This window comes from Kocuria sp. WRN011, assembly GCF_002295155.1.
In the GTDB taxonomy this organism is placed as follows: Bacteria; Actinomycetota; Actinomycetes; order Actinomycetales; family Micrococcaceae; genus Kocuria; species Kocuria carniphila.
Map to the genome: position 1 here is coordinate 164,293 of NZ_NSGI01000004.1, position 13,565 is coordinate 177,857.

Consider the following 13,565-nt stretch of genomic DNA (forward strand, 5'->3'; position numbering starts at 1 on the left):
CACGCTGAAGCAGAACGGCCAGATCAGAGAATGTCTCAACAACAAGGGAGAACACCATGATGAAGCAGTCCATCTTCGGGCGCATTGCCCAGTTGGCCAAGGCCAATATCAATTCCTTGATCGATTCCGCCGAGGATCCGCAGAAAATGCTGGATCAAATGGTGCGCGACTACACCGAGAACATCCGCGAGGCCGAGGCAGCCGTGGCCCAGACCATCGGCAACCTGCGACTGTTGGAGAAGGATCACGCCGAGGACCTCCAGGAAGCCCAGCAGTGGGGCTCCAAGGCTCTGGCCGCGTCCAACAAGGCGGAAGAGTTCCGTTCGTCCGGTAGGGCCGGCGAGGCCGAGAAGTTCGACAACCTGGCCAAGGTCGCCCTGCAGCGCCAGATCCAGTCGGAAACCGAGGCCAAGGCCGCCGAGCCGCAGATCGCTTCGCAGACCGAGGTGGTGGACAAGCTCAAGAACGGCCTGAACACCATGCGCGGCAAGCTGCAGGAGCTCTCTGCCAAGCGTGACGAACTCAACGCCCGTCAGAAGACCGTGCAGGCCCAGTCGCAGGTTCAGGACTCCTTGAAGTCGTTCGACATCATGGATCCCACGAGCGAGGTCTCCCGTTTCGAGGACAAGATCCGCCGCGAAGAAGCCCGCGTGGCCGGCCAGCAGGAACTCGCCGATTCGTCCCTGGATCGCCAGTTCGAGGCCCTTGAGGACATGGGCCAGCAGACCGAGATCGAAGCTCGCTTGGCAGCACTCAAGGCAGGTCAGGGCAACAAGGACGGCGAGAAGATCGTTTCCTCAGAGGAGATCTAAGTGGCGGGTCAGGCACTCCCCGGAGCCGTGGCACAGCTCGACGTCATCCGTTCCGGTTACACGTTCGACGCCGCTGCCCTGGAGCTCGGCGCGGCCCTGGACGGGGAGTCGGCCCATGCCGACGCTCCCGTCCGGGTGCCGCTGGCCACCCTCAACCGGCACGGTCTGGTGGCCGGCGCCACCGGTACCGGCAAGACCAAGACGCTGCAGGCCATGGCCGAGCAGCTCTCGGCCCAGAGCGTCCCGGTGTTCCTCGCGGACATCAAGGGTGACCTGAGCGGTCTGGCCGAGCCGGGCGCGGACAATCCCAAGGTTGCAGAACGCGCCGCGTCCGTTGGTCAGGACTGGACTCCCGCGGCCAATCCGGTGGAGTTCTTGTCCCTGGGCGGCCAGGGTAAGGGCGTTCCGATTCGGGCCACGGTCACGTCCTTCGGACCCACGTTGCTGTCCAAGGTGCTCGGCCTCAACGCCACGCAGGAATCCTCATTGGGACTGGTCTTCCATTACGCGGACTCCCACGGTCTGGCCCTGCTGGACCTCAAGGACCTGCGCGAAGTGATCATGTTCCTGACCTCCGACGAGGGCAAGGACGAGCTGAAGGCCATTGGCGGGCTGTCCAAGCAAACCGCGGGAGTGATCCTGCGTGAGCTGACCACGTTCGCCAATCAGGGCGCGGACGTCTTCTTCGGTGAACCCGAGTTCGACACGTCAGAGCTGCTGCGCACCGCCCAGGACGGTCGGGGCATCATCTCGTGCCTGGAACTGGCGGACGTCCAGGACCGGCCGCAGCTGTTCTCCACTTTTCTCATGTGGTTGCTCGCGGATCTGTTCCAGGACTTGCCCGAGGTCGGTGACGCGGACAAGCCCAAGCTGGTGTTCTTCTTCGATGAGGCACACCTGCTCTTCAACGACGCCTCCAAGGAGTTCTTGGACTCGATCGAGCAGACCGTGCGGTTGATTCGTTCCAAGGGTGTGGGCATTTTCTTCGTGACCCAGTCCCCCAAGGACGTTCCGGCCGGTGTGCTGGCTCAGCTGGGCAACCGAGTGCAGCACGCTCTGCGCGCGTTCACCCCGGACGATGCCAAGGCTCTCAAGGCCGCGGCCCGCACCTACCCCAAGAGCTCGTTCGACCTGGAAGAGTTGCTGACCCAGCTCGGCACCGGCGAGGCCGTGGTCACGGTGCTGTCCGAGAACGGCGCACCCACTCCGGTTGCGTGGACCCGCATGCGGGCACCGCAGTCGTTGATGTCCCCGGCTTCCGCGGCCACGGTGGACGGGGTCATCTCGGCGTCACCGCTCAACGCCAAGTACGCAGAGGCGGTGGATCGCGAGTCCGCCTATGAGCTGTTGCGGGCCCGCATGGAACCTGCGGTGGAGCAGGCACCGGCTGATCAGACCGGTTCCGAAGGCCGGCCACAAGGCCTGCCCGATGCGCTCCCCCGTCAGGACGCTCCCCGTGAGGCCCCGAGCGAGTCCCGCGGCTCCGACAAGAACGACGGTGGCTTCCTGGGTTCCGTCATGGACAACCCCGCGGTGCGCTCCATGATGCGCTCGGCCGGCACGGCACTGGGGCGGGAAATTACCCGCTCCATCTTCGGCACCTCCCGCCGACGACGCCGCCGCTAGCGCACCGTCACCTGCAACGGCCCCGCACTTCGGTGCGGGGCCGTTCTCATGCTCCCGTAAAGGCGCTCGAGTGGAGGTGCCCGGGTGACGCGCTCTCGAGGGTGCGTCATGACCCTGGTGGTTGCATGCGCCCCCCGTGGCTGCTCGGTTGTGCTCACGCCATGGGTTGCTAGAACCCTCCGATACGGCTGGTGTGCCGGTAGAACCTTTTTGCAGCGGCGAAAGGGTGCCTGCGACACCTGAGGTGTGATCCAAGGTTCCAACCGCCCCAAGCGCGCAGGAATGAGGTGAGAGTTCCAAGGAGAAACGTGGACCGCCATCCCGGGCATGGAAAAATCCCCGGCCAGCTGTACTGACCGGGGATCTCTATCGAGTTGCGGGGGCAAGATTTGAACTTGCGACCTCTGGGTTATGAGCCCAGCGAGCTACCGAACTGCTCCACCCCGCGGCGATGAATAAAACTATACGTGCCTCGTCCACCCCGTGCAAATCGACGGTGTCCACGGGGTGAACGCGGGGTTCCGCCCTCGCCTGACTATCGAAGTCCCGCACCGACACGAGTATCGGCCCAGGTGAAGCCGGGTTCCGGCAATGACCGAGGGCGGCCAACCGTGTGGTTAACCGCCCTCGATCGTTGCGGAGTCAGGTGCTCACGTGAGCGAGATTACTCCGTGGCGCCATCCTGCTCCATCGCCTCGTTGAGCGACTGCTGCAGGCGTTCCTGAGCCTCACCGTATTCGGCCCAGTTGCCATCGCGGCGAGCCTGATCGGCATCCTGCATGGCCTGGTTCGCGTTGTCCAGGGCCTGCTGCAGAGACGTCGATCGAGGTGCCGGGGCGGGTGCGGAACCCGACGGCGACGGCGACGGGCTGGCGGACGCGCCGTCCTGCTCGTTGCCCGTTGCACCACCCTCGGCGCCATCGCCCTGGGCCTCACGGGCCTCGGCTTCGCTCACGCCCGCACCGTTGGCGGTCGTGGCACCGGAGTCGCCGCCGAAGACCTCATCGAGAGCTTCGTCCAGGGTGGGTGCGAAGCCCACGTTCTCACCGAAACCGACCAGTACACGACGCAGCGTCGGGTAAGCGGCGTCGCCGGAGGACTGCACGTAGACCGGCTGCACGTAGAGCATGCCGCCACCGGCGGGCAGCGTCAGCAAGTTGCCGTTGATGACCTCCGAGGCACCCTGACGCAGCAGGTTCAGCTCCGTGGACACGTCGGTGTCAGAGTTGAACACGTTCTGCGCCTGGCCCGGTCCGGGCACCACGGAGGAACGCGGCAGCTCGAGCAGACGCAGCTTGCCGTAGTCCTCGGACTTCACACCGGCTTCACCGGTACCCGCATCCGCGTTGGCCGAGAGGTAGCCGTACATCACGTTTCGAGTGTTACCCGATTCGTTCTGCTGCGGAATGAACGAGGTGGTCAACGAGAAGTTGGCCTTGTCCTCGCCCGGCATGCGCATGGACAGGTAGTACGGCGGCTGAGCGACGTCGCGGTTCTGCTGGGTCGGGTCGTTGGGGACCGACCACACGTCGTCGGACGCGTAGAAGCTGTTCGCCTCGGTCACGTGGTAGCGGTTGAGCAGCTCACGCTGAACCTTGAACATGTCCTCCGGGTAACGCACGTGGGCCATGAGGTCCGCAGACATCTCCGAGTACGGCTTGATGGTTTCCGGGAACACCTTCTGCCAGGACTTCAGGACGGGGTCCTGATCGTCCCACGCGTACAGCTCCACGGAACCGTCGTACGCATTCACGGTGGCCTTGACCGAGTTGCGGATGTAGTTCACGCGCTCCGGGGGCAACGTGGCTGCCGCACCCTGGGCCGTCTGGGTGTCCTGCGTGGCATCCTGCAGCACGGACGGCGTGGAGTAGGGGTACGAGGTAGCAGTGGTGTAGGCATCCACGATCCACACGACCTTGTCGTCCACGATTGCGGGATACGGGTTGCCATCCACCGTGAGGTACGGGGCTACCTTCTCCACGCGCTCACGCGGGTTGCGATCGTAGAGGATCTGGGACTCGGGTCGCACTGCATCCGAAAGCAGCATGTCCGTGGACTGGAACTTGATCGAGTAGGACAAACGGTTGAACCAGTTACCCACGCCGGGGCCGCCGTTACCGGCGAAGGTGGTCTTGGCGTCGCCGGCGTCGTCGTCGTTGGTCTGGGGACGGTCGAGCTCGAGTGGCGCGTCGTCCTCGGAACCACCCACGATCGAGTACTGGGGAGAGTTCTCACCGAAGTAGATGCGCGGTTCGTAGCTGTCCGAGATCTCACCCGTGGACGGGATGCCGGCCTGCATGAACTCGGGTTTACCGTCCGCCTGAACCTGGGAACCGTACGCGGCGACCACACCGTAACCGTGGGTGTAGACCACGGCCTGGTTGTACCAACCGTCGATCTGATCCGGGTTGAGCTCGCGGGTGGAGATCACGGTGTCCTGAATCTCGCCGTCGATCTCGTAGCGGTCCACGTTGAGCATGTCCGGGAACTGGTAGTACGGGCGGAACTGCTGCAACTGCGCGAACGCGGAGGACACCACGTTGGGGTCCAGCAGACGGATGTTCGAGGTTGTCTCGGTGTCCTCGCGCAACGCACCCTGCTCGGTCTGGGTGGTGGCGTCGTAGGGCATGACCTCGGTGTCGTCCAGGCCGTAGGCCTGCCGGGTCATGTTGATGTTGCGCTGGATGTATTCGTTCTCCAGTGCCTGCTCGGTCGGGGTCACCTGGAAGCGCTGGATGGCCCAGGGGTACAAGCCACCGGCCACAACGGCCACGACCACCAGCATGGCCGCACCGATCAGCGGGAGCTTCCAGCGACCGATGAAACCGGCCACCACAAAGAGAATGGCCACCAGCAACGCTGCGATGGCCAAGATGCCCTTGGTGGGGATGACTGCTTCCACGTCCGTGTAGAGCGCACCGGTCCACTTACCCGAATTGGAGGTCAGGGTCGAGTAACGGTCCAGCCAGAAGTTCACGGCCTGCAGCGCCAGGAAGGCTGCAGCAATGGACCCCAGCTGAACACGAGCGGCACGGGTGGAATCGATACCGCGTTCGTGGAGACGGATACCGCCGTACACGTAGTGCATGAGCAGACCGGCCACACCGGCCAGCAGCAAAGCGGTCACCAGGAAGCCCAGTGCCAACCGCAGGAAAGGCAGGGTGAACACGTAGAAACTCAGGTCCAGGTTGAACTGGGGATCGGTCTGGCCGAACGGTTCCTGGTTGAAGAACAGTGCCACGGTCTGCCACTGGGTGGCGATCGTGGAGGCGGCGAAGAGACCGAAGATCAGCGGGACCGCGATCATGACGATCTTGCGCACGGGATCCAGCGCCTGCTGGTACTTGCGCATGGTGTCCGTGGTCTGGGCGGCGCCTGTCTTGGGCCGTGACCGGTAGGCCAGCCACAGGCTCAGGAACATGAGACCGGCCACGATCAGCGCGGAGATGATGAACAAGCTGATCACGGTGATGTTCTGCGTGACGAACACGCGCAGGTATCCCAGCTGGTCGTACCAGAGGATGTTGGTGTAGACCTGCGTGAAACCCACGAAGGCGGCGATCAGAACGACCACCGCAATCACCGTGGGGATCAGTGCTCCGCGTTTTTGGCGGCCTCCCGAGGAGGTTCTGGATGGACGTGGGGCAGCAGATCCGGCGGTCACTGATTACCTCTGAGCTTCCTGCGCTGATGAAAGTGATCTGTCAATTGTTAAAGGTCAAGACTATTCTGCGGGGTGGTCTCGGGACGTGCAATTACACTCCCCGGGGGTGTCATCGAGTGCCGCAACTCGGGAGGTTCGAAATGTTGCCCACGGCCGCTTGTTCCACCGCGTTGACGGCCTCGCCGAGGGTTTCCACCTCGATCACGTCCAGACCGTCCGGGACATACCCCTTGACCTCGTTGCAGTTGCCGCTGGGTGCCAGGAAGTATCGGGCGCCGGCATCCGCGGAGCCTTCCAGTTTTTGGCGGATTCCCCCGATCGGCCCCACCTCCCCCTGCGGTGTAATGGTTCCGGTGCCGGCCACGTGCTCGGAGCCGACCATGGATCCCGGGGTCAGTTCTTCGATCACACCGAGTGCGAACATCATGCCGGCACTCGGGCCGCCCACCTGCTCGAGTTCGAAATCAACGGTGAATGGGAAGTCGTACTCGGGGGTGAGGTACACACCCAGTTGCCACCGCCCCGTGTCCTCACTGCGGGTGAGGTCCAAGTGGCGGGTCACCGTCTCGTCACCGCGTTGAAGGGTCAAGTCGATACCTTTGTCCCCCGCCTCGTCCAAGCCGTCCCGCAACTGGTCCAGCTCGGTGATGGGCTCCGAGTCCATGGCCAGCAGAGTGTCCCCCGGCTCCAGGACCCCGTCAGCGGGAGTGTCCGGAATGCTCGCGTGCACCTGGAGCGTGGTCTTGTACGGCTCGTCCAAGTAGTCCAGGGCGGCCGCAACCGAGTCCTCTTGCGAGGTCTGCATCGCAGCGGCGTTGGAGTCGTCGACTTCCTGACCGGTCAAGGTGGGGTCGTACACGGCATCCTGCGGCAGCACGGTGTCCGTCGGGTTGAACCACCCCAAGAGCACGTTGACGGCATTCACCTGGCCGGCCGGACCACCCTTGACGTACACCGTGGTCAGGTCCAGTTTTCCGTCGCTGGGATAGGTCTGGGCACCCTCGATACTGACGAGTTGGTGGTCCTCGAACTGACCCACGGTGTTGAAGGTGGGGCCGGAGGATTCAATGACGAACGGCGCGGGCAACACCACACCGGCGATCAGCAGGGCCGCGGTGCCCAGCAGACCGACCGATTCCAAGGATTGCTTCTTGCGCCATCGCGACCACCGCGAGGTGCCACCACTAGCGGGCACGCGCGCTCCTCTCACCCATTGTCAGGACCGTCCCAGCCTACTTGCCTCCCCTGGGAACCGCCGCCGCCGCGACGCGACCACCACGCAGGGTGCCGACGCCGCTCGGCCGGGTGGGCGGCGTCGGCAACGGATGTTGTCGGCAATCGTTGGGGACCGGGGCGGGTCCATGAGCTGGCAGCGAACTGTAGGGCCCTGCCGGTGGTACTCCCGGGGGCCTGCCGATAGGCTTAACCGAATCCATTTTTCCCCACCAGATTGGCGGTACCCATGAGTTCGAACCCTCCTCGTGACGAGAACGGCGACAACCCGAAGGATCCGTTCCAGGAGATGTTCGAACGCCTGCTCGGATCCCAGGGAATGTCGGGTGAGAACATGCCCGGCGGGATGCCCGTGAATCCGCAGGCGATGTCCATGATGTTCCAGCAGATCCAGTCGATGATGAGCTCCGGCGGAACCGACGAGCCCGTCAACTGGGAGCTGGCGCGCAATCACGCGCGGCAGGTCGCCTCGCAGAAGGGCGATCCCTCGGTGACCAGCAAGCAGAAGGGCGCCGTGGACGACGCCATGAAGCTTGCGGAGCTGTGGCTCACGCCCAACACCGCGTTCGCCGAGCCCAATACCCTGCCCGCGGCGTGGTCGCGTGCCGAATGGATCGAGGCGACCGCGGAGACGTGGAAGGAAATGACCACCCCTGTGGCAGCCTCCGTGACCAAAGCGATGAGCGAGGCCATGACCAAGCAGTTGCCACCGGAGCTGTCCCAGGCCATGGGCGGCGCGGACTTGTCCGGAATGCTCTCCGGCGCGGGTTCCATGCTGTTCGGCATGCAGCTGGGACAGGCCGTGGGTGCTTTGTCGTGCGAGGTCGTGTCCTCCACGGACGTTGGTCTCCCCCTGTCCAAGGACCACTCGGCCCTTGTTCCGTCCAACGTTGCCGAGTTCAGCGAGGGGCTCGAGCTGCCCGCATCGGACGTGATGCTATACCTGGCCATCCGCGAGGCCGCGCACATCCGCCTCTTCCACGGCGCTCCGTGGCTGCGAGATCACGTGCTGGGTCTGATCACCAGTTTTGCCGCGGGGATTCACATCGATATGGACCGCATCGAGACCATTGCGCAGGATCTTGATCCCATGGATCCCTCGGGCATTCAGGACGCCCTGGCTTCCGGTGTGTTCAGCCCGCAGATGACCCCCGAACAAGAGGCCACGCTGGCTCGGCTCGAGACGGTACTGGCTCTCATCGAGGGTTGGGTCACCCGGGTGACGGTTGCGTCCACGGGCAATATCCCGTCCGCCGCTGCACTCACCGAAATGATGTCCCGACGCCGCGCCGAGGGCGGTCCCGCCGAGCGCACCTTCGGTTCGCTCGTGGGTCTTGAACTGCGCCCGCGCCGCATGCGCGAGGCCGCGGCATTCTGGGAGTATGTGGAGAGCAAGCGCGGCATCGATGAGCGCGACGGGCTCTGGGAGTCCGCCGAGCTTCTGCCAACCAATGAAGACCTTGACGATCCCGAAGGCTTCGAACAGCGCCGGGGTCTGCTGACCGCAAGCGACGACGAGATGGACGCCGCACTGGCCAAGCTGCTGTCTGGTGGGTACGAGGGCCCTGAGGGCGGCGACACTGCTGGTTCCAAGGACTCGGGTTCCACTTCTTCGGATTCCGGCACGTCGGACGGCTCGGGTGAAGCAAACGAGTCGGGAGATTCGACCGGCTCCGGTGACTCCACGGACTCCGGCGATGACTCGCGGGAGGGACCCGGGGACTCGCCCAAGGCCTAAACCGTGGCTGCCGGTCCCCCTCGGGGGTTGGCATCCGCCCATGCGACGCCGTCCAGGAACTGGGCGGCGTCGTTTGCTTTGGGGTGCCTGCGCGCCAGCGACCAGAAGCGATCGTTGTGGTGGGCCTCCAACAGGTGCACCAGTTCGTGGAGCACAACGGTCTCCAACACCCAATCCGGCACGGTGGCCAATCGCGTGGAGATCCTGATGACACCGGTGCTGGGTGTCGCCGAGCCCCAGCGGGTGTTCTGTCGGGAGGACCACTTCACCTCGGTGGGTCGCGCCTTGCCGTCCAGGTAGTTGGCCGACAATTCCTGGGCCATGCGCCAGAGCCCGTCGTCCGTGCTGCGCCGCCGTGCGTTCCGCTGAGCCCGCTCCCGCTTGGCAACGATCTTGGGAACCAACGTGGTTTTCCACTGCTCCACCTCCCGGCGAGTGGCCGACTGGGGAACGGCCAAGATCACCGACTCACCACTGAAGTGGGCGCTCACCGTCTTCTTCCGGCGCGCGCTGCGCTGCACGATTACTTCAGGCATCTCGGACGGTAACTGCGGCTCGGTGTGGCGCGGCTGCGTGTTGCGGGGCTGCGTGTTGCGGGGCGAGCGGAACGGGGACATGGTCTGTAGTTCACCACTCCGGGGCGGTCGGTGACCAATCGCGGGCACAAGTTTCGGTGCACCGTTCCCCACTTGACCAGGCCTGGCGGCAGGATGCCCGGGCGACGTGTGCCCCAGCCAAGACTGCGTACCCCGTGCAGTATCCACTCGAACTGTGGATGACGGGATTTCTGCTGCGTAGCGGACCGTAAGTTGACAGCCTGAGAGACCCACCCGGTTCCCGACCTCGGAGCAGTTCATGACGCCTACACCCGCCACTTCATCAACTAATTCGGGGGAAGCCCCCGAATCGAACGATCAATGGTCTGCCAGCCCTCAGATGCACCCGGATGAGGTGCACGTGCTGATCGCGGGTCTGGATCCAGTGACCGCGACCGCCGCCCTGCTCCTGGCGGATGCGGGGGTGTGCTTGATCAACGTCACGGATCCGGGCCCAGTGACCTCGCAGGACACTGCCACGGGACCGTATCCACCCGCCCTGGAAGGGTCCCCGCGGGAGTATGCGCTGCGCAAGCTACTGCGTAACCGGTGGCCACGTTGCGTTCCGTTGAGCGCACCGGAGCTGTTCTGCTCCTCGGTCATTCCCTCGGCCGCGATGCTGCGCAGCGCCTCTGTGACGGGACCGCTTCCCCAGGACCTCACCGTTGTGGACTTGGCCGCTTCCCCGGACGCTCATCTCCCCACGATCACGGTGGTCACGGACGGATCCGTGTCACTGACCTGGCCACTGGTGCCCTGGTACCGGCGCCCGTGCAGGGAGTGCATAGTCAATGCCGTGCGAGATGCTCGAAAGGTGTTGCGGGATCAACCGCCGCTGGATCCTGACGCCGTGGCCACCGCGCATTCCCTCGCACTGACCACGTTGACTCGCGTCATCACCGCGTCCGGGATCGCCGTCGACTTGCTGGGACAGTCACTCAATCCGCAGAACACTAATGTGCAGAACACTTGGGATGCCGAATCTCCGGGAACGATCACGCTTCGCTACGGTCTGCATCGGTCGACGTTGACACCGCGAGCGGACTGCCTGTGTGCGTTGGATGGCTGAAACTCCGCCTCAGCGGCGCGTGCGAACGTGCCGCTGAGCCACGTTCGATGCCGCCGCCGGCAGGATCGCGTCCAGGAATCGCGAGCGCGACCGGGTGGGTCGTCCTCCCGGAGTGCGCGACAGTGACCAGGACAACACCAGATGCTCACGGGCGCGGGTAATGCCCACGTAGAGCAGCCGCCGTTCTTCGTCCACACCGTCCGCGGTGTCTGCGAAGGAGATGGGCATGAGCCCCTCGGACAGTCCTGCCAGGAACACGGCGTCCCATTCCAGGCCCTTGGCCGAGTGCATCGAGGCCAGCGTCACGCCGTCCATCACGGGTGCCTCCTGGGCCTTGGCCCGCCGTTCCAGTTCGTCCGAGAACTCCTGGAGGGTGAATTCCTCGTCCTCCTCGGCGGCCCGGTGAGCCATGGAATCAGCCAGGGACACCAACGCGGACAGCGACTCCCACCGGGCACGGGTGGCACTGTCTGAACGGGGCGCCCGCGCCGAGTATCCCAGGGAACTGAGCATGTCCCTGACCTGCTGCGGAACCCGCACGGGCTCATCCCCCAAGGTCTTGGCCGCAGAACGGATCTGCACGAGTGCCTGCCGGATCTCGGGGCGGTTGAAGAACCGCTCGGTGCCGCGCAGTTGGAAACCGATGTTGGCGTCTGCGAGAGCGGCCTCGAAGGCTTGGGATTGTCCGTTGGTGCGGAACAGGACGGCGATCTCTCGGGCGGGAACGCCGTCGTCGATAAGGTCCTGGATGCGCGTGGCCACTCCGGCGGCCTCGGCCTCGTCGTCCGGGTATTCGTTCCAGGACGGTTCTGGGCCGGCCGGGCGCTGGGAGATGAGCTGCAGCGGCGTCGCCCAGGTTCCGGGGGTTGAACCGGCAGCGGGGCGGCGAGCGGCGAGCAACTGGTTGGCGGTGTTGACCACCTGCGGAGTCGATCGGTAGTCGCGGATCAGTTCGACCACGCGAGCATTCGGATGACGGGACGGGAACTCCAGCAAGTGCCGGGAGGTGGCGCCGGTGAACGAATAGATCGTCTGGGAGGCGTCCCCCACCACGCACACGTCGTCGCGCTGTCCGAGCCACGCGTCGAGCAATCGCTGTTGCAAGGGCGAAACGTCCTGGTACTCATCCACCACGAACTGGCGGTACTGCGCGTGGACGGCCGCGGCAATCCGCTCGTCCTCCTCCAGGATGCCCACTGTGATGAGCAGGACGTCCTCGAAGTCGATCAGGTGGCGGTCCGCCTTGAGGTCCTCGTAGGACTGGTAGAGACGCTGCATGGTGCGCACGTCGTAGCCCATGGGCATGCTGCGCTTTTCGGCCGCGGCGGCATAAGTGTCAGGGGTGAGCATGGAGACCTTGGCCCACTCGATCTCCCCTGCCACGTCGCGCACCGTCGCCCGGTCGGTGGTGAGACGCATGGATTGGGCGGCCTCGGTCAACAACCGGGCCTTGTGATTAACCAGGCCGGGCGGGGGCCCGCCCACGGCCTGCGGCCAGAAGTACTGCAGTTGCCGCAGTGCGGCGGAGTGGAAGGTCCGTGCCTGAACTCCGGGGGCGCCCAGTTGCCGCAACCGCTGCCGCATCTCGTTGGCCGCCCGCGCAGTGAACGTGAGCGCCAGGGTTTTCTGCGGCGTGTACACGCCTGAGGCGATGCCCCACGCAATGCGGTGGGTGATGGCGCGGGTCTTACCCGTCCCTGCTCCGGCCCGCACGCACACCGGACCCTGCAGAGTGGTCGCCACCACGCGCTGTTCGGGATCCAACCCGCCCAGGATTCGTTCTTCGGCCGATGCGTCACTCGCCAATGGCTCAGTTGCCTTCCGGTAGCGGTTCGCCCAGCCAGCTCACGATCAGGGCGTGAGCAATGGAAATTCGGCCGGGCAACACGATGGACTGCTCGATCGCCGCAGCCTTCAACTCCGCCCGGGTGAACCAGCGCAGGTCCAAAATCTCCTGACCGTCCGGGGTGAAGTCGATAGTTTGGGCAACGGCGCGGAACCCCAACATGAGGGAGCGCGGGAACGGCCATGGCTGCGAGCCCTGGTAGTGCACCGAGCCCACCACAATGCCCGCCTCCTCGAAGATCTCGCGCACCACCGCTTGTTCGGCGGATTCACCAGGTTCCACGAATCCGGCCAGCGTGGAGAACCGGTTGCTGGCCCACAGCGACGATCGACCCAGCAGAATACGTTCCTGCTCCGGATCCTCGTTGCCATCCGTGATCGCCACAATCACCGCGGGGTCCGTGCGAGGAAAATGCAGGGACTGGTCCTCGGGGCATTCGCGCGCCCAGCCGGACCGGATCACCTCGGTCACCGTGCCGCAGCGCGGGCACCGCGGGTGGTCACGGTGCCACAGCGCCACCGACTGCGCGGTGACCAGGAGCGACGTTTCTTCCGGCTCAAGTTCGGTGCCGAGCACGCGCAAACCGGCCCGCACAACATCGTCCTGGCCGGGAAGGTCTGTGCCCGCCGGGAAGCTGCGCAGCACCACGGGTGCCCCGTCCCCGCGCAGTCTGCCCAGGTACACGTCCGGGTGGGCCGGGTCATCGCTCGCGGCCGGGGCGGCGTCGTAGTCCTCGAGTACCAGACGCCCGTCACGCACGGGCGCGTCGCCGCCCACCATGACGAGCACGCGCGCAGCCGGGTCCGTGGCCGCTGCGGCCCGCAGGTCGTGTTGCTCGCGGTCCACGGCGTCGCGGTCGAACGACGACGCCGCGAACGGCAGGTCCGCAGGGTTCAGTCCGGGCACGGAGCGGTCATGCGTCCAGGTGATGGGGTCGGAAGAAGTCACCCGTCCACTGTAGTCCGCGTCCCCCGGTAGGTC

General features: G+C 65.1%; 9 protein-coding genes and 1 tRNA gene. 4 read left to right on the forward strand and 6 right to left on the reverse strand.

Features of this window, described 5'->3' with window-relative positions; genetic code table 11:
- Window positions 1–56 precede the first annotated feature (56 nt).
- Complete coding sequence (locus CKW39_RS06990) at window positions 57–812, forward strand: PspA/IM30 family protein (RefSeq protein WP_095797420.1); 756 nt, start codon at window positions 57–59, stop codon at window positions 810–812.
- Window positions 813–2,438 carry a helicase HerA-like domain-containing protein gene (locus CKW39_RS06995; protein WP_095797421.1) on the forward strand — a complete coding sequence of 542 codons (1,626 nt, stop codon included), beginning with the start codon at window positions 813–815 and terminating at the stop codon, window positions 2,436–2,438. It abuts the gene before it with no gap.
- A 374-nt stretch (window positions 2,439–2,812) separates the two neighbouring features.
- Here the strand turns inward: CKW39_RS06995 and CKW39_RS07000 are convergent.
- The 3 genes from CKW39_RS07000 to CKW39_RS07010 form a co-directional block, all read right to left on the reverse strand.
- Window positions 2,813–2,886 (reverse strand) — tRNA-Met (locus CKW39_RS07000).
- Between the two features lie 216 nt (window positions 2,887–3,102).
- Entirely contained in the window at window positions 3,103–6,102 is a 3,000-nt protein-coding gene (locus CKW39_RS07005; protein ID WP_095797422.1) for a UPF0182 family protein, read from the reverse strand.
- A 109-nt stretch (window positions 6,103–6,211) separates the two neighbouring features.
- Window positions 6,212–7,297, reverse strand: coding sequence for a PDZ domain-containing protein (locus tag CKW39_RS07010; RefSeq protein WP_095797423.1), 1,086 nt, complete (start codon window positions 7,295–7,297; stop codon window positions 6,212–6,214).
- Window positions 7,298–7,564: 267 nt separating this feature from the next.
- Between CKW39_RS07010 and CKW39_RS07015 the strand changes: the two genes are divergently transcribed.
- Complete coding sequence (locus CKW39_RS07015; RefSeq protein WP_095797424.1) at window positions 7,565–9,073, forward strand: zinc-dependent metalloprotease; 1,509 nt, start codon at window positions 7,565–7,567, stop codon at window positions 9,071–9,073.
- Here the strand turns inward: CKW39_RS07015 and CKW39_RS07020 are convergent.
- Window positions 9,070–9,690 (reverse strand): M48 family metallopeptidase, encoded by a 621-nt coding sequence (locus tag CKW39_RS07020; RefSeq protein WP_254049319.1) that lies wholly within the window; start codon window positions 9,688–9,690, stop codon window positions 9,070–9,072. The two genes, CKW39_RS07015 and CKW39_RS07020, sit on opposite strands and share 4 nt — an antisense overlap.
- A gap of 238 nt (window positions 9,691–9,928) precedes the next feature.
- On the opposite strand from CKW39_RS07020, the gene CKW39_RS07025 reads away from it, so the two are divergent.
- On the forward strand, window positions 9,929–10,738 hold the full coding sequence (locus CKW39_RS07025; protein WP_129699941.1) for a hypothetical protein: 810 nt from the start codon (window positions 9,929–9,931) through the stop codon (window positions 10,736–10,738).
- A 9-nt stretch (window positions 10,739–10,747) separates the two neighbouring features.
- Here the strand turns inward: CKW39_RS07025 and CKW39_RS07030 are convergent, their stop codons facing one another.
- The gene (locus CKW39_RS07030; RefSeq protein ID WP_095797427.1) at window positions 10,748–12,544 is read right to left on the reverse strand and encodes an ATP-dependent helicase; all 1,797 of its coding nucleotides are present in this window, start codon (window positions 12,542–12,544) and stop codon (window positions 10,748–10,750) included.
- 4 nt (window positions 12,545–12,548) lie between these two features.
- On the reverse strand, window positions 12,549–13,532 hold the full coding sequence (nudC, locus tag CKW39_RS07035) for an NAD(+) diphosphatase (protein WP_095797428.1): 984 nt from the start codon (window positions 13,530–13,532) through the stop codon (window positions 12,549–12,551).
- Window positions 13,533–13,565 lie beyond the last annotated feature (33 nt).

Coding starts and splice junctions, on each gene's coding strand:
- CKW39_RS06990 (WP_095797420.1), top strand. CDS start 57: ATGATGAAGCAGTCCATCTTCGGGCGCATTGCCCAGTTGGCCAAGGCC.
- CKW39_RS07015 (WP_095797424.1), top strand. CDS start 7,565: ATGAGTTCGAACCCTCCTCGTGACGAGAACGGCGACAACCCGAAGGAT.
- CKW39_RS07020 (WP_254049319.1), bottom strand. CDS start 9,690: ATGTCCCCGTTCCGCTCGCCCCGCAACACGCAGCCCCGCAACACGCAG.
- CKW39_RS07025 (WP_129699941.1), top strand. CDS start 9,929: ATGACGCCTACACCCGCCACTTCATCAACTAATTCGGGGGAAGCCCCC.